The following is a 21,882-nucleotide window of genomic DNA, read 5'->3' as shown; positions in this document are numbered from 1 at the left end:
TTACCGCGTCAGCTTCTGGGCGTGCCGATTGTCCGCGGTGGCGTCCGCTTCCGACCAGGATTGCGGCTTCACCTTGTCGCCGGCGGCGAACTTCTGGAAGCCTTCGACCACGACCTTATCGCCGGCCTTCAGGCCCTCGGTCACGAACCAGAGTCCGTCCTGCACCGACCCCGTGCGCACCGGCTGCACGGCGATGTGGTTGTCGTCCTTGACGACGAACACCTCGCTGCCGCCGCCGCCATTGCGCTGGATCGCCTGCTGTGGCACCGCGATCGCGTCGCTGTCGAGACCCTGGTCGATACGGACGCGGACATACATGCCCGGCAGCAGCTCGCGCTTGGGATTGCGGAACTCGCCGCGCAAGGTCACCTGGCCGGTATGGGCATCGACCTTGGCGTCGGAGAACAGCAGCTTGCCGTCGAGCGAATAAAGGGTGTTGTCGTCGAGCACGAGGCGCACCTTGGCGGCATCGGCCGCGATGCGCTCGAGGTCGCCGCTCTCGAAGGCGCGGCGGAGCTGGTTGAGCTCGGTCACCGACTGGGTGAAGTCGGCATAGATCGGATCGAGCTGCTGGATGCTGGCGAGGTTGGTCTCGTTCTGCACAGCGAGCGCACCCTCGCTGACCAGCGCCGCACCGACGACGCCGTCGATCGGCGCGCGCACGGTGGCGTAGTCGAGATTGAGTTTGGCGCGTGCGAGTTCCGCCTTGCGCCCTTCGACCTCGGCATGGGCCTGACGCTCGGCCGCGATCGCCTTCTCGTTCTCGGCTTCCGGGGCGGCGCGATCCTTGGTGAGGGTGGCGATGCGGTGCGCCTGCTGCCTGGCCTGCATCAGCCCGGCCTCGGCCTTGGCGACGGCCGCCTCGGTGGCCATCACCTCGACCTCGAACGGACGCGGATCGATGCGATAGAGCGCATCGCCGGCCTTCACTTCGCTGCCCTGGCGGAACAGGCGCTCGACCACGATGCCGGAGATGCGCGGCCGCACGTCGGAGACGCGCGTCGGCGCAATGCGGCCCGGCAGCTCGCGCACCACGGCGCGCGGCTGCGGCTTGACGATGACGATGCTGACGTCAGGGTCGCCGGGCTGGGCAGCGGACACCGCAGAGACGGATTCGTCGCAGCCCGCGAGCAGCGGCGTAAAGGCCGCGAGCATGATTGCAACGCATGCCGATCGCGCGCGAAGTCCTGACATGAAGTTAAGTGCCCCGATGCTGTTGAAACTGAAATCACGCTCCGCGCGAACCCGTTCTGGGCGATTCCATGCGGCTGATGCCGTCAAAATAGAACGTACTTGCTGCGACGCAACGCATTGCGCGGGCGGCTCAATGCCACATGACCTATCGTGTTGAATTCAGGGCGCTTTTCGGGGCTCACTGGATTGTGAGTCGGGTTCCATCACCGCGAGCTGCGACAGAAGATCGCAACGAAACGTTACGAGGGTGTGTACCCATAAAGACGATCAAAGCGTTACTGCGCGTGATCCGAAGCCGACGTCACCCGCGAGAGCAACGCTCGCTCGACTAATGTCGGCCGGCTTCAGCCTCCTGCTCTAACTGCAAGATCCGTGCTCGTAGCGTGTCAAAGGTTTCTTCGGCAGCCTCGCTAAACAGCGGGTCCTCATGATTGATTGAAGCAGAAGCGATCTCGGTCCAATCCTGAGGCTCTAAAGCCTTGAGGGCGGCAGGAAAGAAATCACGATCTTCCATCATGATGTGACGCCGCTCGCTCTCTATGAAATCGCGAACGACCTTGTCCACATTTTGCCGCAGGATTTCACGATCCGCGAGGACGTAATCGACCGCTTGAGCGACGCGGCGCAAACGCTCGGTCCCCTTCTGGTGCTCAAGTGTGAGGTTACCGATCTTTGCAGCCGCAGCGGGATCGCGACGTTTTAGCTTGGCGAAGACCAGCTCCTCAAGAGGATGATGGTACATCTCGGGATAGAGTTCGAAATAGCTGATAACCGCGCGAATAACTTCGTAGTCAGGGCGGTCCCCGCGATCGAAAATTTCCAGCTCGCGCTCGAGGACGGCGAGCAGTGTCTCGATATTGCGATGTTCTCGGGACAAGCGCTCAATGATCATTGCAGCCTCCAATGAAGTCATTGAGAAAAAATTACATTAGCGTGAAAACATCTCAGCGCTTTGCGCTAGATCAAACCCGGGCCGGAAAGGGAAAAGACGTTATGTCATTGACCAGGGGTCAGTGGGTCACAATGGCTTTCCTGAGGCATTCAGATGTGTTGGCGCCGCGCAGCGTCATCACATTCACCCGCCTTTTGGACCCAACCCGGACCTCTGGCGAGGTCCGCTATCGCGCCTATCAGGGGCGCCGCGAACCTCATACCCTTCCCTGATCTTCGGCGCGAAATTGACGTGTACGCGCCCTAACCCGCCTTCATCCGGTAGTGGCTGACACCCCATTCGCTGCCATCGGCGTAGCCGAACAGCCCTGATGTCGCGAGGAAGAACCAGCGCCAGCGCCGCATCCACAAAGCGGTCTCCTCGCCGTGGACGCTGCGCAGAGACGCTTCGATCGTGTCGCGATGCGCATCGAAATTGGCGAGCCAGTCGTTCGCGGTGCGCTGATAATGCGTACCGCTCCAGCACCATTCCTTCTCGATCCTGAAGACGTCGCCGAATTGCCTGACGAGGTGATGGCTCGGCATCAATCCATCCATGAAGACATGCTGCGCGATCCAATCCTCGCGATTGGCGCGGTCGAACAGATGAGAGCCGGAACGATGGGTGACGATGTGCATGAAGAAGCGCCCGTCAGGCGCGAGCCAGGACCGCACGCGCGTCATCAGCTTGCGCCAGTTCATCATCTGCTCGAACATCTCGACCGAGACGATGCGGTCGAATTGCCCATCGGGCGCGAACACGTTCATGTCCGCGGCGACCACGCGCAGGTTCAACAGCCCGCGCAGCCGCGCCTGCTCCTCGACATAGGCGCGCTGGGCCTGCGAGTTCGACACCGCCGTCACCTTCGCGTGCGGGAACCGCCGCGCCATCCACAGCGACAGCGAGCCCCAGCCGCAGCCGAGCTCGAGGATGGCCTGGCCGTCGGCGAGACCGGCGTGCTCGACGGTCTGGCGCAGCGCCTCCTCCTCCGCCTCCTGCAGCGTGCTCGCGTCGGACTTGTAGAAGCAGGACGAGTAGTTGCGGTTGGGGCCGAGCACCTCCGCAAAGAAGGCCGCGGGCACCTCGTCATGCCCGGCATTGACGGCATCCGCGTCCCCGGCGATCGGCCGCAGGATCATCCGCCCGGCGAAGGCGGCATCGTCGGCCGCGCCCAGCGCGGACATGCGCGTCGCCGTGCGCGAGCACAGGCGCTGGATCGCGGCGCGGATCACGACGTCCGGCAGCGGCACGCGTTCGGCAGTCCCGAAGATCGCGGAAACGACGCTCATGCGATCACTCCGTTGATCAGGTCTCGTTGTGGCGGCGGGCGGAAGGAACGGGCAGGTTCGGGCGTTGCCACCCGCCCGGCGGGCTCTGAGGTCCAGGCAGGATCGACGGCGCCGCAGATGCTGCCGCGCCACCCGGGCGAGCGCCATCCAGACCGCGAGCAAGAGCGCGATGACGGCCACTCCCCAGGATTCGTCACCATGCAAAAAATCCGACCTAAGCCTGCGGAATGCCGAAGTTTTGCAAATTGCGCCTCTATCAAAGCGCGGTTTCAGCTTTGGGTTCCGAGAGCTCTCCACGAAATCGGCACATCCGGCGCTTTTTTTGGGCTGCCGCTGTGCCATAGTGCGCCCCGCAAGCAAGTTCGTAACGGATGATACCGGCCATGCCGCCAGGCGCCTCGCCCCGCTCCCCCATTGATATCGAATATACCAAGCTATCCTCACCCAGCGTTTTCCTGGTGCGGATGCTGGTCTTTCTGGTGCTGTGCACCCTGGTCGGCGTGGTGCTCTACAAGCAGATCATCCTGGCCTTCTTCGCCAATCCCGGCCTCAATGCCCTGATCGGCGGCGTGCTGTTCATCGGCATCATCCTGGCCTTCCGCCAGGTGATCCGGCTCTACCCCGAAGTCTCCTGGGTCAACAATTTCCGCATCGCCGATCCCGGCCTGGCGCCGTCCCGGCACCCGAAACTACTGGCGCCGATGGCCATGATCCTCGGCGGCGAGCGTACCGGGCGGATGACGATCACCCAGACCACCATGCGGCACCTGCTCGATTCGATCGCGACCCGCCTGGACGAGGCCCGGGACATCTCCCGCTACATGACCGGCCTGCTGGTCTTCCTCGGCCTGCTCGGCACCTTCTGGGGCCTGATCGAGACGGTCGGCTCGGTCGGCAAGGTGATCGACGGGCTCAAGGTCGGAGGCGATTCCGGCGCCCTGTTCGACACGCTGAAGGAGGGCCTCGCCGCCCCGCTCGGCGGCATGGGCATCTCGTTCTCGAGCTCGCTGTTCGGCCTCGCCGGCTCGCTGATCCTCGGCTTCCTCGATCTGCAATCGAGCCAGGCCCAGAACCGCTTCTATACCGACCTCGAAGACTGGCTCGCCACCACCGTGCGCGAATATGGCCACGGCGAGGTTGCGGTCGCAGCCGGTGGCGGCGGCGGCGGCGTTGCCAGCGGCGAGCTCCAGGCCGCCGTCGAGCGCTTACGCTCCGTGCTCGAGGAAGGCAGCGCCAGCCGCGGCACCACGGCGGCAATGGCGAGCCTTGCCGAAGCCATCCAGGCGCTGGTCTCGCACATGCGGACCGAGCAGCAGATGATCCGCGAATGGGCCGACGGCCAGGGCGAGCAGAACCGCGAGATCCGCCGCCTGCTGGAGCGCATCGCGCGCCAGCCCGAGAAGGGTTGAGGACACGACGAAGGTTTCGTGCCCCGGACGCGATGCAGCACGAAGTGGTGCATCGCTGAGCCGGGGCCCAGAGGAATGAAGGAATGGGTCCCGGCTCTGCGCAGCAGCGTTGCACGCCGCAGCGCGTCCGGGACACGAAAGTGGAGACGTAAGACATGGCTCTAGCCCGCGGCCGCCGCAGCGAAGCCGGCTTCAACTACTGGCCCGGATTCGTCGACGCGCTGTCGACGCTGGTGCTGTCGATCGTGTTCCTGCTGTCGGTGTTCCTGGTCGTGCAGTTCTTCCTGTCGCAGGAGGTCACCGGCAAGGACAAGGCGCTGGAGCAGCTCAACGCCAAGATCGCCCAGCTCAACGAGCTCCTGTCCCTGGAGAAGCTCGGCAAGCTCACGCTGGACGACCAGGTCTCGCAATTGAAGGCGGGCCTCGCCTCGGCCGAGACCGAGCGCGATCGCATCAAGGGGCTCTATGACGGCCTCGCCGCCGCCGGCAACGACGCCCAGGGCAAGACCACCGAGCTCGGCAAGGCGCTGGACTCGGAGAAGGCGGTGTCGGCGCGGGCGCTGGCGCAGATCGAGGTGCTGAACCAGCAGATCAGCGCGCTGCGGCGGCAACTGGCGGCGCTGGAAGAGGCGCTCGACGCCAGCGAGAAGCGCGACAAGGAATCGCAGAACCGCATCGCCGATCTCGGGTCTCGCCTGAATGTTGCCTTGGCGCAGCGGGTGCAGGAATTGTCGCGTTATCGCTCGGAGTTCTTCGGCCGCCTGCGCACCATCCTCGGCAACCGCCCTGACATCCGCATCGTCGGCGACCGCTTCGTGTTCCAGTCCGAAGTGTTCTTCGACACCGGCCAGGCGACCTTGCTGCCCGAGGGCCGCGCCGAGCTCGACACATTGGCGACCGCGCTGATCGATCTCGACAAGAAGATCCCGAGCGAAATCCCTTGGGTGCTGCGCGTCGACGGCCACACCGACATACGCCCGGTCAGCGGCGCGAATTTCAAGTCCAACTGGGACCTGTCCGCCGCGCGCTCGATCTCGGTGGTGCAATATCTGATCTCGCTCGGCGTGCCGGCCCAGCGCCTGGTCGCCGCCGGCTTCGGCGAATTCCAGCCGCTCGACGCCGCCAACACGGAAGAGGCCTACAAGCGCAACCGCCGCATCGAGCTGAAGCTGACGGAGCGGTAGTGAGCGCGCTCCACCTCCGCCCCTATCGCCCCGAGGACGAAGCCGCCGCGATCGACCTCTGGCATCGCACCTGGCAGCAGGCCTATCCGCAGATCGATTTCGCCGCGCGGCTGGACTGGTGGCGCGAGCGCTGGCGCAAGGATCTGGTGCCGAAAGCCTCGATCGTGGTCGCGGAAGCGGACGGCGTGCTGACCGGCTTCGTCACCATCGACGGCGAAGGCTATCTCGACCAGCTCGTGGTCGATCCCGCGCACTGGGGCTCGGATGCGGCGCGGCTGCTGGTGGATGAGGCCAAGCGCCTGTCACCGTCGGGCGTCACGCTGCTCGTCAACAAGGACAATGCCCGCGCCATCCGCTTCTACGAGCGCAACGGCTTTGCCCAAGCCGGCGAGGATCTGAACCCGACCTCGGGACGGCCGGTGCTGAAGATGGCATGGCGGGCGTGACGAGGTTTGCTGCCGCCCCCCCTCCGCTGTCATGCCCCGGCTTGACCGGGGCATCCAGTACGCCGCGGCCTCTCCGTATCCTCGCGCTGTCTCTGGAATACTGGATCGCCCGCTTTCGCGGGCGATGACACCGTGAATGAGGCAGCAGGCGGGACGCCTCACGCGCCCTCGAACTGCAGCCTCGCCAGCCTCGCATAGAGTCCGTTCTTGGCGACGAGCTCGGCATGCGTGCCCTGCTCGACGATCTTGCCCTGGTCCATCACCAGGATGCGGTCGCAGGACAGCACGGTGGCGAGACGATGGGCGATCACTAGCGTGGTGCGGTGGCGCATCAGCTCTTCGAGTGCGGTCTGGACCAGCGTCTCGCTTTCGGCATCGAGCGCGGAGGTGGCTTCATCGAGCAGCAAGAGCGGCGCATCGCGCAGGATGGCGCGCGCGATGGCGATGCGCTGGCGCTGGCCGCCGGAGAGCGTGACGCCGCGCTCGCCGAGCGGGGTCTCGAAACTTTCGGGCAGGCGGCGGATGAACTCGGCGGCATGCGCGAGCTCGGCGGCGCGCTCGACCTCGGCATCGGTCGCATCGGGCCGGCCGAAGCGGATGTTCTCGCGGGCGCTCGCGGCAAACACGTTGGATTCCTGCGGCACCAGTGCGATGCGCAAGCGGAAATCGCGCGGGTCCGCGGATTTGACCGGCACGCCGTCGAGGGAGATCGCGCCGCCCCGCGGATCGTAGAAGCGCAGCAGGAGATGAAAGATGGTGCTCTTGCCGGCGCCTGAGGGGCCGACGATCGCGACCTTCTCGCCGGGGCGCACGGTGAACGACACGGCATCGAGCACATTGACGTGAGGCCGCGCCGGATAAGCGAAGCTGACCTGGTCGAAGCCGACCTCGCCGCGCGCCGGCACCGGCAGCGTGCGCGGTGACGCCGGCGCGGTGATCTCGGGCTGCACATGCAGGATCTCGAACAGGCGCTCGGCGGCGCCGGAGGCGGCCGAGACCTCGCCCCAGACCTCGCTGAGCTGGCCGAGGCCGGCCGCGGCGAAGGCCGCGTAGAGCACGAACTGGCCGAGCCGACCCGGCGAGATCGTACCGATCAGGACGTCATGCGAGCCGATCCAGAGGATCGCAACCACGCTTGCGAACACGATGAAGATGATGATGGCGGTGAGCACGGCGCGGGCCTGCGTGGAGGTGCGCGCGGCTTCATAGGCCTGCTCGACCTCGCCGCCAAAACGCTTCTCGGCGAGCCCTTCGCTGGTATAGGCCTGCACAGTGCGGATGGCGCCGACCAGCTCGCCCGCATAGGCGGAGGCTTCGGCGAGCGTGTCCTGCGCGTTGCGCGACAGACGCCGCACCCAGCGCCCGAACGCGACCAGCGGCAGCACGATCAGGGGAATGGCGAGCAGCACGAAGCCGGAGAGGCGCGGGCTGGTGATCACCATCATCGCCGCCGCACCGAAGAACATCATGAGATTGCGCAGCGCGATCGAGACGGAGGCGCCGACCGCGGACTTGATCTGGGTGGTGTCGGCCGTAAGCCGCGACACCAGCTCACCGCTGCGCGCGGAATCGAAGAAGGCCGGCGAGAGCGAGAGCAGATGGGCGAAGACGTCGCGCCGGAGGTCGGCGACGATGCGCTCGCCGATCGTCATCACGAGGTAGTATCGCGAGGCGCTGGCAAGCGCGAGCACGGCGACCACCGCGATCATCACCGAGAAGTAGCTGTTGATCAGCGCGATGCCTTCCGGCGTCAGGCCGAAATCGATCATCCGCCTCACAGCGATGGGCACCAGTAGCGTGGTCAGCGCCGCGACCGTGAGCGCGACGAAGGCGAGCGCCGCGCGGCCGCGATAGCGGGCCACATAGGGCGCGAGTGCCAGCAACGGCCGCAGCTTGGCGCGGCTCTTCGCCGGCGTCTCGATCAACTCGGCTTCGATCGACGGGGCCTCAGGCCCGGCGCGCTCGTCGCGGTACTGGTCGTCAAGCCGTTCCACAGCGCTCATGAGATCGGACCCAAGGAGACATATTAGCTCCACATAGGCCGCTGCGGGGGGAGTGGCAAATCCGGGATGTCCCTTAGGGGACGGCCCGGTTCTCCTTTGCCCACAATGGCTTGTTTTAAAGGGGCCTGTGGGGTATAGACCCCGCCAAATCCGTCATTCGATAGCCACTCAAGACAGGCGCCGGGCGCCGAGGAATTGCCATGAAAGCCGAAATTCATCCGAATTATCATACGATTAAGGTCGTGATGACCGACGGAACCGAGTACCTGACCCGCTCCACCTGGGGCAAGGAAGGCGACACGCTGAACCTCGACATCGACCCGAAGTCGCACCCGGCCTGGACCGGCGGCAACGCCCAGCTGATGGATCGCGGCGGCCGCGTCTCGCGCTTCCAGAAGAAGTTTTCGGGCTTTCTCAAAAAGGATTGATCCCGCCCGCAAGGCTGGACACGAAAAACGCCCCCGGTCAGACCGGGGGCGTTTTTGTTTGTGGCGCGACCAGTAGGGTGGGCAAAGCGAAGCGTGCCCACCATTCCTTCTACGATCCAGAAAGCAAAATGGTGGGCACGGCGCTTTGCGCCTTTGCCCACCCTACGAGACCTGTGACTACGCCACCTGTGTGCTTACCGCTCGAACGCGGCCTTCAGCGCGTTGAGCTGCGGCACCAGCGGGTTGCCGATCGCCACGTATTCGACCGGCGGGGTGTGGATGGTGGTGTCGAGGCGGCGCACGCGGGTCTGAAGGCTCATCGAGCGATGGATCAGATCCTGCAGCTGCGAGGGCAGCTTCTCGACGGTATCGGACGGGCCGGGATCGGCGGCGCTGAGCTTGACCTTGGTCTTCTCGCGATTGGCCTGGCTCAGCGTCATCTCGCCTTCCTTCACCGCGCGGTGCAGCAGCAGCCATGAGGCAAGCTGCATCAGGCGGGTGGTCAGGCGCATGCTCTCGGTCGCATAGGTGAGGCTGACGGCGCGATCGAGCGCCTTGGCCTCGGTGCGGCCGGCGCCATCGAGATAGGCGGCCGTCTCTTCCACCAGGTCCATGCCCTCACGGAACAGGACGCCGAACGCCGCAGAATTGGTGAACCGCTCGCTGAGTTGAACGAGAGCACCTTCGGCTTGCAAACGTTCCATGGTTAACGCCCCTTACGCAACTGTCTGACTGTCCGGCTTTGGCGCCGGCTTATGATGAACAAATCATTGCGCGGGCGGGACGCGGAGTCCAGCGACAAGCGCGGATATGGTTTCCGCGCGTCTTTCCTCGGAATTCAACCGGAACGAGACCCAAAAATGGCAAAAAAAGAGCCGCCGGAGACCGGCGGCTTTGAAAGTTGATAACAGGGAGGCGTCAAACAGAGTGGACAGGAGCCACTCGGTGTCCAAACGAGGACAGTTCCAGTCATAAACCCGAAAGCTTAATTGGAAGTAAACGAGCTAATTTTTTGAGAGTTCGTTAGCCATGTCGGTCACTGGCCGAGTGCGCGGCGGAACAAACTCTCCACTCGTCATTCCGGGGCGCGACGAAGTCGCGAGCTTTGATGCGCAATTGCGCATCTGAGAATCCATAGCCACAGGCGGATGCGGTGGCCCGGCTCAGCCTGCCCGTTTCAACTGCCTGTGGTTATGGATTCCGGGCTCGTCGCTGCGCGCCGCCCCGGAATGACGACGCGAGATAGTTTTGCGCGAAGCATGGGTCCCGGCTCTGCCGAGCAGCGCTACGCGCTGCACCGCGTCCGGGACACGAGAGGTGAGCGCTGGGCCCTACTTCTTGAAAAAACTATCCGCCGCATTGCGCGAGGCGCGCTTCTTGGTGGCGGCTTCCTCGAGCCTTGCGATCTCGGTGTTGAGCAGCGCCACGCGCTCGGTCAGTTCCTCTACCGACAGGAGTGAGAGATCCTGTCCGATTTCATGGCTGACCTTCTTGCGCGGCTTGTCGTCGTCCTCGATGGCCATGTGTCCTCCCGGGCAGTCCTGTCCTGAACGACGCCGATCTGGCGCTTTCCGAGCCGAAATGGTACCGCTTCTGCACAAGGAGAATTTGCAGTGACTTTCGCGAGCGCGCAACACCTGACGCGAATGCCCCGGCCCGACCGCAAGGAGGTTGACCGGACGGGATAAGCGCGCGTCCACGCGCGTGAGGCATGAGCCGACCCCAAGCCCTTCCGATCATGCGGGAGGGCTTTTGACTTTTCGTCGGTCGGCATCACCAAACGCGAAAGACCGCAGTCATGACCAAAATTCTCATCACCAGCGCCCTTCCCTACGTGAACGGCGTCAAGCATCTCGGCAATCTCATAGGCTCGCTCCTCCCTGCCGATGTCCATGCCCGCTTCAGGCGGCAGATCGGCGACGACGTGCTCTTCATCTGCGCCACCGACGAGCACGGCACGCCGGCTGAGCTCGGCGCCGTTCGCGCCGGACAGGATGTCCGCACTTTCTGCGACGCGCAGCACGCAATCCAGGCCGACATCTACCGCCGGTTCGGCCTCTCCTTCGACCATTTCGGGCGAACCAGCTCGCCACAGAACAGCGCTCTGACGCAGCACTTCTATCGCAGGCTCGACGATGCCGGATTGATCGAGGAACGTAAGTTGCCGCAGGTCTGGTCACCCACGGACGGCCGCTTCCTGCCGGACCGCTACGTGCTCGGCACCTGCCCGCATTGCGGCGACCCGTCCGCGCGCGGTGATCAATGTGACCAGTGTGGCGCGCTGCTCGATCCGCCCGAACTGATCGACCCGCGGTCTGCGCTGTCGGGCGACCGGGCGCTGGAGGTCCGAGAAAGCCGCCATCTGTTCCTGCGCCAGTCGCAGCTTGTCGGAGCGTTGAGCGCGTGGATCGACAGCCGCTCCGGCTGGCCATCCTTCGTGGTGTCGACCGCGAAAGGCTGGCTGACAGCCGATCTGCGCGATCGCTGTATCACGCGCGATCTGGCCTGGGGCATCCCGGTTCCGCGACAGGGATTCGCCGACAAGGTCTTCTATGTCTGGTTCGACGCGCCGATCGGTTACATCGCCGCCACCCAGGAATGGGCCGCCGCCGCACCGGGCCGCGACTGGCGAAAATGGTGGTGGCAGGCCGACGACGTCCGCTACGTCCAGTTCCTCGGCAAGGACAACATCCCATTCCACACCGTGAGCTTCCCGGCGACGCTGATCGGCTCGAACGAGCCCTGGAAGAGCGTGGACGTGATCAAGGGATTCCACTGGCTCAATTACGAGGGCGGCAAGTTCTCGACCAGCCGCAATCGGGGCATCTTTACCGACCAGGCCCTGGAGGAACTGCCCGCCGATCTCTGGCGCTGGTGGCTGATCGCCAACGCGCCCGAAAGCGCCGACACCGATTTCAACGTTGCCAGGTTCGTCGCCGACGTGAACAAGGATCTCGCCGACATCTTCGGCAACCTCGTCAATCGCATTGTCAGCTTCGCCCATCGGGCCTTCGACGGCCGGATTCCGGAAGGCGGCGCTCCTGACGAGGCCGAGCACCTGCTCGCACGGGAACTGGAGCAGCGTATCGCGACGCTGCGACGCCATCACGAGGCGCTCGAGTTTCGTGCCGCGGCCGCCGCGACGCGCGCGATCTGGGATGTGGCGAACGCTTACCTGCAGCATGCCGCGCCGTGGACAGCCATCAAGTCCGATCGGCTTCGCGCGGCGATCGTGACGCGAACAGGCCTCAATCTGGTCCGCACCTGCGCCGTGCTGGCGTGGAGTATCGTACCCAGCCTGTCGGAAAATGTGCTGCACGCCCTCGGTGGCGACGATGCCGCGCCACGCTGGCCCGGTGGCCCAATCGCAGACCTGCTCGACGGCGGCGCCGGCACAGCGATCGCGCCGATCGGTCCACTGGTCGAAAAAATCTCTCCCGAAAGAGCAAGCCAGCTGGCGGCGCGGTTCGGGCCTTAATGTCGTTTCACTTCGGCGGAAAAAGGCGATATGCCATCCGCCGAATTCATTCATCCAAGGACACATCATGGACAAGCTGCCCGCGCAAATGACCGTGGTCGCCATCTCCAAGCCCGGTGGACCGGAGGTGCTGGTGCCGGAACAACGTGCAGTTCCGCAGCCCGGTCCCGACGAGATCCTGGTCAAGGTGCAGGCCGCGGGCGTCAACCGGCCCGACGTGGCGCAGCGCTCCGGCGCCTATCCGCCGCCGCCCGGCGCCAGCGACCTGCCGGGGCTCGAGATCGCCGGCGAGGTGGTGGCGGTCGGCAGCAACGCCAAGCGGCACAAGATCGGCGACAAGGTGATGTCGCTGGTCGCCGGTGGCGGCTATGCGCAGTACTGCATCGCGCAGGACGCCCAGGCGATGAGCGTGCCGCCGGCGCTGTCGATCAAGGAAGCCGGCGCGCTGCCGGAAACCCTGATGACGGTCTGGCACAACGTGTTCGAGCGCGGCGGCCTGAAGGCCGGCGAGACGCTGCTGATCCATGGCGGCTCCTCCGGTATCGGCACCATGGCGATCCAGCTTGCGAAAGCCTTCGGCGCGAAAGTGTTCGTCACCGTGGGATCGCAGGACAAGATCGATGCCTGCCTCAAGCTCGGGGCCGACCGCGCCATCAACTACAAGACCGAGGATTTCGTCGCCGTGGTCAAGGAAGAGACCAACAAGGCCGGCGTCAATCTGATCCTCGACATGGTGGCCGGCGAGTATGTCGACCGCAACTATGATGCCGCCGCGGTCGACGGCCGCATCGTGCAGATCGCAACCCTCAACGGCCCCAAGGTCAGCGTCAACATCGCCAAGGTGATGGTGAAGCGCCTGACCCATACCGGCTCGACCCTGCGCCCCCGTAGTAATGCGGACAAGGCGGCCATGGTGGCCGCAATCGAGGCGAAAGTGATGCCGCTGTTGCGCGAAGGCCGCGTCAAGCCGCTGATGGACAGCAGTTTCCCGCTGGAAAAGGCATCCGATGCGCACCGGCGCATGGAGACCTCGGCACATATTGGCAAAATTGTGTTGGAGGTCTAGGCCAACGGCCCATCAGGCAAGGCGGAAACCCTTTGATTTTCCTCGCTTTCGTGGCATCTATCGCGACGCGCCGAACCATCTTGTTCCGTTCGGAAAACGCCTTGCACTGACCATCTTGCACTGAAGAGTTTGCGTCGAACGCGGAGAACCGACCTTGCGTCTGATCAGGTGCCTCGCGCCCATAGCGCTGGGCCTCATGATTCTCGTCGCCGCATCCCAGGCGCGCGCGCTGGATGCCGTCAGCGTCCGCGGCGACGCGCCCGCGATCGACCTCACCGGCGTGCTCGAGCATCAGCGCAGTGACGCCGATCGCATCCAGGTCTCCACCGCACCCGGCACCGACGGCATCGTCCGCCGCATCGAGGTGCGCGCCCGCGAGGGCGGCCAGAACTGGGTGGTGTTCGCGCTCGCCAACAACACCGACGACCAGCTCGACCGCCTGATCGTCGCCCCGCATTACCGCATCGTCTCGTCGGGCCTGCTGTGGCCCGACCTCGGGCTGTCGCGCATCGCGACCATCACGCCCTCGATCGGCGACCGCCCGGAGCGCCAGGAGAGCGCGACGGCCGACGTGTTCCGCATCACGCTCGATCCCGGCGCCGTCGTCACCTTTGTCGCGGAACTGCGCACCGACAAGCTGCCGCAGCTCTATCTGTGGGAGCCCGAGTCCTACAAGGACAAGGTCAATTCCTTCACGCTCTACCAGGGCATCGTGATCGGCATCTCCGGGCTTTTGGCGCTCGTGCTCACCATTCTGTTCGTGGTGAAGGGCAGCATCATGTTCCCGGCCGCCGCGGCGCTGGCCTGGGCGGTGCTGGTCTATATCGGCGTCGATTTCGGCTTCTGGGGCAAGGTGCTCGATATGTCGAACAACGCCGAGCGCATCTGGCGCGCGGCGGGTGAAGCGATATTGGCGGCGACGCTGCTGGTGTTCCTGTTCGCCTATCTCAATCTCAGTCGATGGCACGTGCGCTATTCGCACATTACGGTGCTCTGGCTTGCCTTCCTGGGTTCGCTGGTGGCGCTCGCCTTGTTCGACCCGGCGGTGGCTTCCGGCATCGCCCGCATGTCGCTGGTGCTGATCGCCTTCGCGGGCTTCGCGCTGATCGTCTACCTCTCCACCCACGGCTTCGACCGCGCGGTGCTGCTGATCCCGACCTGGTTCCTGCTGGTGGTCTGGGTGGTCGCGGCCGGCATGACGGTCGCGGGCTCCGTCACCAACGACATCGTCGGCCCGGCTCTGCTCGGCGGCCTCGTGCTGATCGTGATGCTGATCGGCTTTACGGTGATGCAGCACGCCTTTGCCGGCGGCAGCGCCACTACCGGCGTCGTCTCCGACATCGAGCGGCGCGCGCTGGCACTGGCCGGTTCCGGCGATCTGATCTGGGACTGGGACGTCTCCGCCGACAAGGTGTTCACCAGCCCCGAGACCGAAGCCCTGCTCGGCCTCAAGCGCGGCACGCTGGAAGGCCCCGCGGCGTCGTGGCTCGAGGTGCTGCATCCGCTCGACCAGGACCGGTTCCGCGCCGCGCTCGACAGCGTGCTCGACCAGCGCCGCGGCCGCCTGGTGCAGGATTTCCGGCTGCGCACGCCGGACGGTCATTTCATGTGGTTCGCGCTGAAGGCGCGTCCGGTGGTCGGCTCCGACGGCGAGGTCTCGCGCGTGGTCGGCACGCTCACCGACGTCACCGAACTGCGCAACGCCGAGGAGCGCCTGCTGCACGATTCCGTGCATGACAACCTCACCGGCCTGCCCAACCGGAAACTGTTCATGGACCGGCTCGGCGCGGTCGCGCATTTCGCCAAGACCATGCCGACGCTGCGGCCGACGCTGATGGTGATCGACCTCGACCGCTTCAAGCAGGTCAACGATTCCGTCGGCATCGCGGTCGGCGACTCGATCCTGCTGACGCTGGCCCGCCGCCTCACCCGCATCCTGAAGCCGCAGGACACGCTGGCGCGGCTTGCCGGCGACCAGTTCGGCCTGATCCTGCTCTCGGAGCAGGACCCTGCCCGCATCACCGCCTTCGCCGAGACCATCCGCAAGACCATCCGCGCCCCGATCGCCTTCAACGACCGCGAGATTTTTCTCACCGCCTCGATCGGGCTCGCGCTGTCCGATCCGCAGACCCAGTTGACGGACGAGATCATCAAGGACGCCGAGCTTGCGATGTATCATTCCAAGCGCATCGGCGGCGACCGCATCGACGTCTACAAGCCTGCTATGCGCGCGCGAAAGACCGACCGCCTGACGCTGGAGAGCGAGCTGCGCCGCGCCATCGAGCGGCAGGAGCTCACGATCCTGTACCAGCCGATCGTGCGGCTGGAGGATCGTTCGATCGCCGGCTTCGAGGCGCTGGTGCGCTGGGATCATCCGAAGCTCGGACGCATGGCGCCGTCGGAATTCATCAGCATCGCGGAAGAGACCGGCCTGATCGTCGACCTCGGCATGTTCGTGCTCGACCAGACCGCAAAGCAGCTTTCGGTGTGGCAACGCGCGATGCGCTCGCGCGAGCCGATCTTCGCCTCCGTCAACGTCTCCTCGCGGCAGCTCTTGCGCCACGACCTGATCCACGACATCCGCACCGTGCTGTCGCGCTCCTCGGTGGCGCGCGGCACGCTGAAGCTGGAACTGACGGAATCGCTGGTGATGGAGAACCCGGAGCACGCAGCCCAGATGCTGACGCGGATCCGCGAGCTCGGCACCGGGCTGTCGCTCGACGATTTCGGCACCGGCCATTCCTCGCTGGCCTATCTCCAGCGCTTCCCGTTCGACACCATCAAGATCGACCAGTCCTTCGTGCGCACCACCAACCGCGGCACCCGTCCGGTGATCCTGAAGTCGATCATCGCGCTCGCGCATGACCTCGGCATGGACGTGGTCGCGGAAGGCGCCGAGACCGATTCCGACGCGGTCGAGCTCTACCAGATGGGCTGCGAATACGCGCAGGGCTTCGCCTTCGGCGAGCCCATGGACGCGGACGCGGCGATGCGTCTGCTCACGGAAGTGCGGCTGGAAGCGGCGAGCTAGCGCTTATCTTCTTCCGCTCTCCTCCCGGACAGGGTCGCTCGCAAAGCGAGCGGGGTGCCGCACCGGCGCGCTGATGCCGGGCTTGATCCAGATCAATGGGCCCAGCTCGACCACCATGAAAGATGGCACGCAGCATTCGATCCAGAACGGCTTCGTCATCGAGGTCACTGGGCTCGCAGCTGTCGTTCTCAGAATGAGCAGACCACGCGTCTTTCTCAGGAGTCACGGATGACTCGGCACCTTTTCTACGCGATCGCCCTCATCGGCACCGGAGTGTTCCTCGCCTCATCGGCCGAAGCAGTGACAGCCGCACGATGCGAGGATCGAGGCGCAAATTGCCTCGGCACATGTGCCGACTACACCGGCGGGGCCGGTGACGTTCGAGGGCGCCAGAACACATGCGTGCGCGTCTGCGACCGGCAGACGACCAGATGCCTGATACGAGCCCATGACGAACGCTGGCCCCATAATCGCCAATGAAGGCCGTGGTTCTACACTTGGGCTAACGCCCCCCGTCTCGCGCTTGCGGCGCACCGCGTCCAGCTGACCTACCCTGGCTTGCGTCGTAGCCCCGCGACCAAACAAAACCCCACCACCAGCGAGATCGCGGCAAGACCGCCCCAGACCATTCCCGCCTGTTCGAGATAAACATCCTGCGTTACAGGGTCGTAGCAGCGGCCGAGCTCGTTGAAGCAGTCGCGCCAGCGCCAGTAGCGGGCCTCGAAGGCGAACGCGAACAGCACGCCTGTTGCAATCAGGGCTGCGCCAAAAATCCCCCTTAGCCAGCGCAGAATCATGCAGCGTCAGCTCACCTGCGCTGCTTCTTCTTGGTGAACCGCACGCTCTGGCCGTCCGGCATCCGCGTCGCGACGAACCCCGCGGCGAGGCAGGCTTCGCGCTGGGGCATCTGGATGTCGGGGCTGCGGAGGCTGTCCCACCATGAGGCGCGATTCGCCGCCCGCGGCAGGGCCGAGCCGATGATCTCCTCGATCTGCTCGAAACTCAGCACGAATTCCGTTTGCTTCTGCCGCATCAGGTAATCCCGCAGCGCGTCGTAATCGTTCACAATCGTCCTCTCGTCCCAGCTCCGCTGCCCAAAAGCGATGCCCGCGGAAACCAATTCTTAACTCATTGTGGCAGCGCCGTCCCGGCTTAAACACTACGCAAGATTTCGGGCGCATCCACTAGTGTCGGGAGCACTCGATGCAGTCTGGATGGCGCGACGTCACGACCCGCCGGCCGTGGCGGATTTCGGCGAAGCTGCTGATCATATCGTCCGTCGTGACGGTGATCGGCTTTTCCGCCATTTGCGTCAACGTCATGCTGGACATGCGCCGCGGCGAGGAGGCCCTCGCTCGCCAGACGCTGGACAACCTGGCCACCTCCATCGAAGCAGATATCAGCCGCAACATCGAGATCTACGATCTCTCCCTGAAGGCGGTCGCCAGCAACATGCTGCTGCCGGAGATCAACGCGGTCTCGAAGCCGATCCGTCACCTGATCCTGTTCGATCACGCCACCACGGCGCGGCACTTCGGCGCCATCCAGGTGTTCGATGCCGAGGGCAGGCTGACCATCGACGCCTCCACGCTCGATCCCCTGCCGGAGAACCGGAGCGAGGAGGACTACTTCAGGGTTCATCGCGACGATCCCGACGCCGGCCTCTTCATCAGCCGTCCGATGCTTTTCCGAGGCGCCTATTCCATCGTGCTGAGCCGGCGCATCAGCGATACCGACGGCGGCTTCTTGGGGGTCGTCACCGGCTCGATCCGTTTCAGCTATTTCCACGAATTGTTCGAGCGCCTGAACCTCGATCCCGACGATACCATCACCGTGCTGACGCGCGATCGCACCATCATGATGCGGCGGCCGTTCGATCTCGACGTCATCGGCAAGAATCTGGGGACGCGGCAGAGCTGGAAGGCCGACAATCTCAAGGCCGGCGGGTCCTATGCGGGCCAGGGCCCGGTGGACGCGACGCCGCGCCTCTATGTCCGCAGCACCGGCCCGGGTCCGCTCTTCGTGGTGGCAGGCAAGCCGCTCGCCGCCGTGTTCGAGCTCTGGCAGAAGGAAGCCTACCGCATCGGCGCCGTGGTCCTGGCGCTCATCCTGTTCATGCTGGCCTCGACGCTGGTGCTCGCCCGCGAGATCAGCCGGCGTGCCGAAGCCGAGCGCAAGCTCGAGGAGATGGCGACGACGGATGCGCTCACCGGCTTGAAGAACCGCCGCAAGTTCGATCAGGTCATCGACGTCGAATGGCGCCGCGCGATGCGCCAGAAGACGCCGGTCGCGCTGCTGATGATCGATGCCGATCACTTCAAGGCCTACAACGACACGTTCGGCCATCAGGCCGGCGACCAGGTGCTGGTCGGCATCGCCATCTGCATTTCCGATTCGGTGCGGCGGTCCGGCGACTGCGCCGCGCGCTATGGCGGCGAGGAATTCGCGGTGCTGCTGCCGAACACCTCGGCCGCCGAGGCCTTCAATGTCGCCGAGACGATCCGCGGCAAGGTGCAGGGCTGGTCCGACGACCAGGCGGCGTCGACGGTCTCCTGCGGCATTGCTGGCTTGGTTCCTACCACCGGCCTGGACTGGCCGGTCCTGGTCGCCGCCGCCGACAAGGCGCTCTATGCGGCGAAAGCCGGCGGCCGCAACCAGTCCGTGGTCGCGAGCCTTCCGAAGCTGTCGCTGGTGGCGTGAGGCCTCAGTGTCGTCCCCGCGCACGCGGGGACCCATACCGCGGAATCTATCGATCGTCGGAGGTAGCAGTACCGAACGACGAGTCTTCGCCAAACAACTCCCTGGGGTTATGGGTCCCTGCGTTCGCAGGGACGACACCGAGAGTGTAGCAGCTACTGCCCCAGATACTTCTTCATCTCCGCAATCAGCCCATCGCGCAGTTCCGGCCGCTTCAGGCCGTAGGCGATGTTGGCGCGGAGGAAGCCGGGCTTGGAGCCGCAATCATGGCGCTCGCCCTCGAACTCGACGCCGTAGAATTTCTGCGACTTGGCGAGGCCGATCATGGCGTCAGTGAGCTGGATCTCGCCGCCGGCGCCGCGCTCCTGGGTCTCCAGGATCTTGAAGATCTCCGGCTGAAGGATGTAGCGGCCGGTGATGGAGAGGTTGGAGGGCGCGGTGCCCTTGGCCGGCTTCTCGACCATGCCGTCGACCTCGAACATCTTGCCGGTGCGCTTGCCGACGCCGCAGATGCCGTATTGATGGGTAAGATGGTCGGGCACCGCCTCGACCGCGATGACGTTGGATTTTTCGCCGAGCGTTGAAGCCGTCTCGATCATCTGCTTCAGGCAGCCGGTCGTGTTGAGCACGAGCTCATCGGGCAGCACGACCGCGAACGGCTCGTTGCCGACGATGTCGCGCGCGCACCAGACCGCGTGGCCGAGACCGAGCGGCGCCTGCTGGCGGGTGAAGCTGACGGCGCCGGCCTCCGGCTGGTTCTGCGCCAGGATGTCCTGCTCGGCCTTCTTGCCGCGCGCGGCGAGCGTCGCGTCGAGCTCGAACATCTTGTCGAAATGATCTTCGATGACGTTTTTGTTGCGGCCGGTGACGAAGATGAAGTGCTCGATGCCGGCTTCCCTCGCCTCGTCATAGACGTACTGGATCAGCGGCTTGTCGACGATGGTCAGCATTTCCTTCGGCATCGCCTTGGTGGCGGGCAGGACGCGGGTGCCGAGGCCGGCGACGGGGAATACGGCTTTGCGAATTTTCATGGGACAGATCGAATACCTGAGGACGTGAAGGGAGCAATGGTATCTTGCTAGCTTGTTTGCAGCCGCTAACAAAGGCGGATGTGGGGCCTCGCGCTCACAGAGTTGAGAAAAAGGCCGACACCAAAATTTCACCTTTGTTAAGCTATTGGCAACCGGTACCGGGCCTCCTGAAGGCGGATTTTCGGCCAGACAGGTAGGGTATGATGCAATCAGTGGCAGGGCTGGCAAAACGTGCTGGATTTGTGACCGGCGCAATGATGCTTGCGGCCGCTGTGCTGCTGCCTGTCAGCGCGCGCGCCCAGGCGCAGAACGGCTTGTCGAACCTGTTCGGCGGTATTTTCTCCGGCTCGAATCCAGCGCCCTCTCAGCCGGCGCCCGGCCCCGGCGGCGCCTTGCCATGGACCGGCGAGGACGGCGCCTCCGGCCACCCGTTGATGACGGCCGCCGCGATCCGCGAAGCGGCCTCCAACTTCAACAATTGCGTGGCGGGGATGTGGCCCGATGCCGCACGGCGCAACATCACGCAGGAGAATTTCCAGCGCTTCACGGCCGGGCTGTCGCCCGACCTGCGCATCATGGATCTGATGGATTCGCAGCCGGAGTTCACCAAGTCGATCTGGGACTATCTCGACATCCTCGTGAACGACAACCGCCTCGCCAAGGGCCGCGAGGTCCTCGCCAAATACAAGGCGCAGTTCGACGCCACCGAAAAGGCTACCGGCGTCGACCGCTACATCATCGCCTCGATCTGGGGCATCGAGTCCAATTACTCGACGCAGATGGGCGACCGCAGCGTGCTGCAATCGACCGCGACGCTCGCCTGCATCGGCCGCCGCCAGGCCTATTTCAAGGACGAGTTTCTCTCCGCGCTGGAGATCCTCAACCGCGGCGATCTCAGGCCTGAGCAAATGCGCGGCTCCTGGGCCGGCGCCTTCGGCCCGACCCAGTTCATGCCGACTGCGTTCAAGCGCTTTGCCGTGGATGGCGATGGCGACGGACGGCGCGACGTCGTCGACAATCCCACCGATCTGATCGCCTCGACCGCCAACAATCTGAAGAAGGACGGCTGGCAGGCCGGCCAGACCTGGGGCTACGAGGTCGTGGTGCCCCAAGGCTTCAACTACATGCTGGCCGATCGCGCCAAGGCGATGACGATGGCGCAATGGGAGAAGCTCGGGCTCAAGCGCCCGGCCAACCAGCCCTTCCCGCATCCGGCCGAGAAAGCCTATCTGCTGGCGCCCGCCGGGGCGCAGGGCCCGGGCTTCCTGATGCTGCAGAATTACCGCGTCATCATGAAGTACAACCCGGCCGAGGCTTATGCGCTGGCGATCGGCCATTTCGCCGACCGGCTGCGCGGCGGCCAGCCCTTCGTGCAGCCCTGGCCGCGCCAGGAGCGCGAGCTGTCCCGCACCGAGCGGCTGGAACTTCAGCAGCTGCTGGCCCAGCGCGGCTTCTACAAGGGCACCCCGGACGGCCAGTTCGGCGGCCAGACCCGGGAGGCGCTGCGCAATTTCCAGGCCTCGATCGGGGTACCGGCCGACGGGTTTGCCTCCTCCGACGCGCTGGATCGCCTCCGCGGGCGGTAAAATCGCGCCGAAAGTAACCCTGAACAGGGATTTTGCCCGATCGCCTTGACGGGGATGGCTGTTCCCCGGTGTATGGCAGAAGAATCCGCAAAGAGAATCTGCCCGTTTG

General features: G+C 64.9%; 19 protein-coding genes. 10 read left to right on the top strand and 9 right to left on the bottom strand.

Going from position 1 to position 21,882, the window contains the following annotated elements; genetic code table 11:
• The 3 genes from ABIA90_RS11750 to ABIA90_RS11740 all read right to left on the bottom strand — a co-directional run bounded on the left by ABIA90_RS11750 (position 1) and on the right by ABIA90_RS11740 (position 3,414).
• Positions 1–1,194, bottom strand: coding sequence for an efflux RND transporter periplasmic adaptor subunit (locus ABIA90_RS11750; RefSeq protein ID WP_354120004.1), 1,194 nt, complete (start codon positions 1,192–1,194; stop codon positions 1–3).
• A gap of 328 nt (positions 1,195–1,522) precedes the next feature.
• Entirely contained in the window at positions 1,523–2,086 is a 564-nt protein-coding gene (locus ABIA90_RS11745) for a hemerythrin domain-containing protein (RefSeq protein ID WP_063981018.1), read from the bottom strand.
• A 302-nt stretch (positions 2,087–2,388) separates the two neighbouring features.
• Positions 2,389–3,414, bottom strand: a complete 1,026-nt coding sequence (locus tag ABIA90_RS11740) for an SAM-dependent methyltransferase (protein ID WP_354120003.1) — start codon at positions 3,412–3,414, stop codon at positions 2,389–2,391.
• A gap of 383 nt (positions 3,415–3,797) precedes the next feature.
• On the opposite strand from ABIA90_RS11740, the gene ABIA90_RS11735 reads away from it, so the two are divergent.
• From ABIA90_RS11735 to ABIA90_RS11725, 3 genes are all read left to right on the top strand, one after another.
• Complete coding sequence (locus ABIA90_RS11735) at positions 3,798–4,823, top strand: flagellar motor protein MotA (protein ID WP_354120002.1); 1,026 nt, start codon at positions 3,798–3,800, stop codon at positions 4,821–4,823.
• Between the two features lie 155 nt (positions 4,824–4,978).
• Entirely contained in the window at positions 4,979–6,007 is a 1,029-nt protein-coding gene (locus ABIA90_RS11730) for a peptidoglycan -binding protein (protein ID WP_354120001.1), read from the top strand.
• On the top strand, positions 6,007–6,453 hold the full coding sequence (locus ABIA90_RS11725) for a GNAT family N-acetyltransferase (RefSeq protein WP_354120000.1): 447 nt from the start codon (positions 6,007–6,009) through the stop codon (positions 6,451–6,453). Before ABIA90_RS11730 ends, ABIA90_RS11725 begins: the two co-directional genes overlap by 1 nt.
• Positions 6,454–6,611: 158 nt before the next feature.
• On the opposite strand, the gene ABIA90_RS11720 is transcribed toward ABIA90_RS11725, so the two are convergent.
• A complete protein-coding gene (locus tag ABIA90_RS11720; RefSeq protein ID WP_354119999.1) occupies positions 6,612–8,456 on the bottom strand; it encodes an ABC transporter ATP-binding protein/permease in 1,845 nt (614 codons plus the stop codon).
• A gap of 200 nt (positions 8,457–8,656) precedes the next feature.
• Between ABIA90_RS11720 and rpmE the strand changes: the two genes are divergently transcribed.
• The gene (gene rpmE, locus ABIA90_RS11715) at positions 8,657–8,884 is read left to right on the top strand and encodes a 50S ribosomal protein L31 (protein ID WP_007599895.1); all 228 of its coding nucleotides are present in this window, start codon (positions 8,657–8,659) and stop codon (positions 8,882–8,884) included.
• Positions 8,885–9,078: 194 nt separating this feature from the next.
• On the opposite strand, the gene rcdA is transcribed toward rpmE, so the two are convergent.
• Positions 9,079–9,588 carry a protease adaptor protein RcdA gene (gene rcdA, locus ABIA90_RS11710; RefSeq protein ID WP_028148425.1) on the bottom strand — a complete coding sequence of 170 codons (510 nt, stop codon included), beginning with the start codon at positions 9,586–9,588 and terminating at the stop codon, positions 9,079–9,081.
• Between the two features lie 51 nt (positions 9,589–9,639).
• On the opposite strand from rcdA, the gene ABIA90_RS11705 reads away from it, so the two are divergent.
• The gene (locus tag ABIA90_RS11705) at positions 9,640–9,789 is read left to right on the top strand and encodes a hypothetical protein (protein ID WP_354119998.1); all 150 of its coding nucleotides are present in this window, start codon (positions 9,640–9,642) and stop codon (positions 9,787–9,789) included.
• Between the two features lie 426 nt (positions 9,790–10,215).
• Here ABIA90_RS11705 and ABIA90_RS11700 read toward each other — a convergent pair whose 3' ends face one another.
• Positions 10,216–10,407, bottom strand: coding sequence for a DUF1192 domain-containing protein (locus tag ABIA90_RS11700; protein ID WP_085401848.1), 192 nt, complete (start codon positions 10,405–10,407; stop codon positions 10,216–10,218).
• Positions 10,408–10,682: 275 nt separating this feature from the next.
• On the opposite strand from ABIA90_RS11700, the gene metG reads away from it, so the two are divergent.
• The 3 genes from metG to ABIA90_RS11685 all read left to right on the top strand — a co-directional run bounded on the left by metG (position 10,683) and on the right by ABIA90_RS11685 (position 16,459).
• On the top strand, positions 10,683–12,362 hold the full coding sequence (gene metG / locus ABIA90_RS11695) for a methionine--tRNA ligase (RefSeq protein WP_354119997.1): 1,680 nt from the start codon (positions 10,683–10,685) through the stop codon (positions 12,360–12,362).
• 67 nt (positions 12,363–12,429) lie between these two features.
• Complete coding sequence (locus ABIA90_RS11690; RefSeq protein ID WP_028148422.1) at positions 12,430–13,428, top strand: NAD(P)H-quinone oxidoreductase; 999 nt, start codon at positions 12,430–12,432, stop codon at positions 13,426–13,428.
• Between the two features lie 154 nt (positions 13,429–13,582).
• Positions 13,583–16,459 (top strand): EAL domain-containing protein, encoded by a 2,877-nt coding sequence (locus tag ABIA90_RS11685; RefSeq protein WP_071916666.1) that lies wholly within the window; start codon positions 13,583–13,585, stop codon positions 16,457–16,459.
• Positions 16,460–17,007: 548 nt separating this feature from the next.
• On the opposite strand, the gene ABIA90_RS11680 is transcribed toward ABIA90_RS11685, so the two are convergent.
• Both ABIA90_RS11680 and ABIA90_RS11675 read right to left on the bottom strand, forming a co-directional pair.
• The gene (locus ABIA90_RS11680) at positions 17,008–17,256 is read right to left on the bottom strand and encodes a hypothetical protein (RefSeq protein ID WP_354119996.1); all 249 of its coding nucleotides are present in this window, start codon (positions 17,254–17,256) and stop codon (positions 17,008–17,010) included.
• A gap of 11 nt (positions 17,257–17,267) precedes the next feature.
• Positions 17,268–17,525, bottom strand: coding sequence for a DUF7662 domain-containing protein (locus ABIA90_RS11675; RefSeq protein ID WP_028148420.1), 258 nt, complete (start codon positions 17,523–17,525; stop codon positions 17,268–17,270).
• Between the two features lie 137 nt (positions 17,526–17,662).
• Between ABIA90_RS11675 and ABIA90_RS11670 the strand changes: the two genes are divergently transcribed.
• Positions 17,663–19,159, top strand: coding sequence for a sensor domain-containing diguanylate cyclase (locus ABIA90_RS11670; protein ID WP_354119995.1), 1,497 nt, complete (start codon positions 17,663–17,665; stop codon positions 19,157–19,159).
• Between the two features lie 152 nt (positions 19,160–19,311).
• Here the strand turns inward: ABIA90_RS11670 and galU are convergent, their stop codons facing one another.
• Positions 19,312–20,187, bottom strand: a complete 876-nt coding sequence (gene galU / locus ABIA90_RS11665) for a UTP--glucose-1-phosphate uridylyltransferase GalU (protein ID WP_014498169.1) — start codon at positions 20,185–20,187, stop codon at positions 19,312–19,314.
• A 254-nt stretch (positions 20,188–20,441) separates the two neighbouring features.
• Here galU and ABIA90_RS11660 point away from each other — a divergent pair, with 254 nt between their 5' ends.
• Positions 20,442–21,773 carry a lytic murein transglycosylase gene (locus ABIA90_RS11660; RefSeq protein ID WP_354119994.1) on the top strand — a complete coding sequence of 444 codons (1,332 nt, stop codon included), beginning with the start codon at positions 20,442–20,444 and terminating at the stop codon, positions 21,771–21,773.
• The last annotated feature ends 109 nt before the right edge of the window (positions 21,774–21,882 follow it).

The sequence above is a fragment of the Bradyrhizobium sp. LA6.8 genome (assembly GCF_040547935.1).
Lineage (GTDB): Bacteria > Pseudomonadota > Alphaproteobacteria > Rhizobiales > Xanthobacteraceae > Bradyrhizobium > Bradyrhizobium barranii.
Note: the sequence above shows the minus strand (reverse complement) of the source record. Positions and strands in the feature narration are given on the sequence as shown.

Excerpts from the sequence above, each read along its gene's own strand:
- ABIA90_RS11750 (WP_354120004.1), bottom strand. The coding sequence starts at position 1,194 with ATGTCAGGACTTCGCGCGCGATCGGCATGCGTTGCAATCATGCTCGCG.
- ABIA90_RS11745 (WP_063981018.1), bottom strand. The coding sequence starts at position 2,086 with ATGATCATTGAGCGCTTGTCCCGAGAACATCGCAATATCGAGACACTG.
- ABIA90_RS11740 (WP_354120003.1), bottom strand. The coding sequence starts at position 3,414 with ATGAGCGTCGTTTCCGCGATCTTCGGGACTGCCGAACGCGTGCCGCTG.
- ABIA90_RS11735 (WP_354120002.1), top strand. The coding sequence starts at position 3,798 with ATGCCGCCAGGCGCCTCGCCCCGCTCCCCCATTGATATCGAATATACC.
- ABIA90_RS11730 (WP_354120001.1), top strand. The coding sequence starts at position 4,979 with ATGGCTCTAGCCCGCGGCCGCCGCAGCGAAGCCGGCTTCAACTACTGG.
- ABIA90_RS11720 (WP_354119999.1), bottom strand. The coding sequence starts at position 8,456 with ATGAGCGCTGTGGAACGGCTTGACGACCAGTACCGCGACGAGCGCGCC.
- rpmE (WP_007599895.1), top strand. The coding sequence starts at position 8,657 with ATGAAAGCCGAAATTCATCCGAATTATCATACGATTAAGGTCGTGATG.
- rcdA (WP_028148425.1), bottom strand. The coding sequence starts at position 9,588 with ATGGAACGTTTGCAAGCCGAAGGTGCTCTCGTTCAACTCAGCGAGCGG.
- ABIA90_RS11705 (WP_354119998.1), top strand. The coding sequence starts at position 9,640 with ATGATGAACAAATCATTGCGCGGGCGGGACGCGGAGTCCAGCGACAAG.
- ABIA90_RS11700 (WP_085401848.1), bottom strand. The coding sequence starts at position 10,407 with ATGGCCATCGAGGACGACGACAAGCCGCGCAAGAAGGTCAGCCATGAA.
- metG (WP_354119997.1), top strand. The coding sequence starts at position 10,683 with ATGACCAAAATTCTCATCACCAGCGCCCTTCCCTACGTGAACGGCGTC.
- ABIA90_RS11690 (WP_028148422.1), top strand. The coding sequence starts at position 12,430 with ATGGACAAGCTGCCCGCGCAAATGACCGTGGTCGCCATCTCCAAGCCC.
- ABIA90_RS11680 (WP_354119996.1), bottom strand. The coding sequence starts at position 17,256 with ATGATTCTGCGCTGGCTAAGGGGGATTTTTGGCGCAGCCCTGATTGCA.
- ABIA90_RS11670 (WP_354119995.1), top strand. The coding sequence starts at position 17,663 with ATGCAGTCTGGATGGCGCGACGTCACGACCCGCCGGCCGTGGCGGATT.
- galU (WP_014498169.1), bottom strand. The coding sequence starts at position 20,187 with ATGAAAATTCGCAAAGCCGTATTCCCCGTCGCCGGCCTCGGCACCCGC.
- ABIA90_RS11660 (WP_354119994.1), top strand. The coding sequence starts at position 20,442 with ATGATGCTTGCGGCCGCTGTGCTGCTGCCTGTCAGCGCGCGCGCCCAG.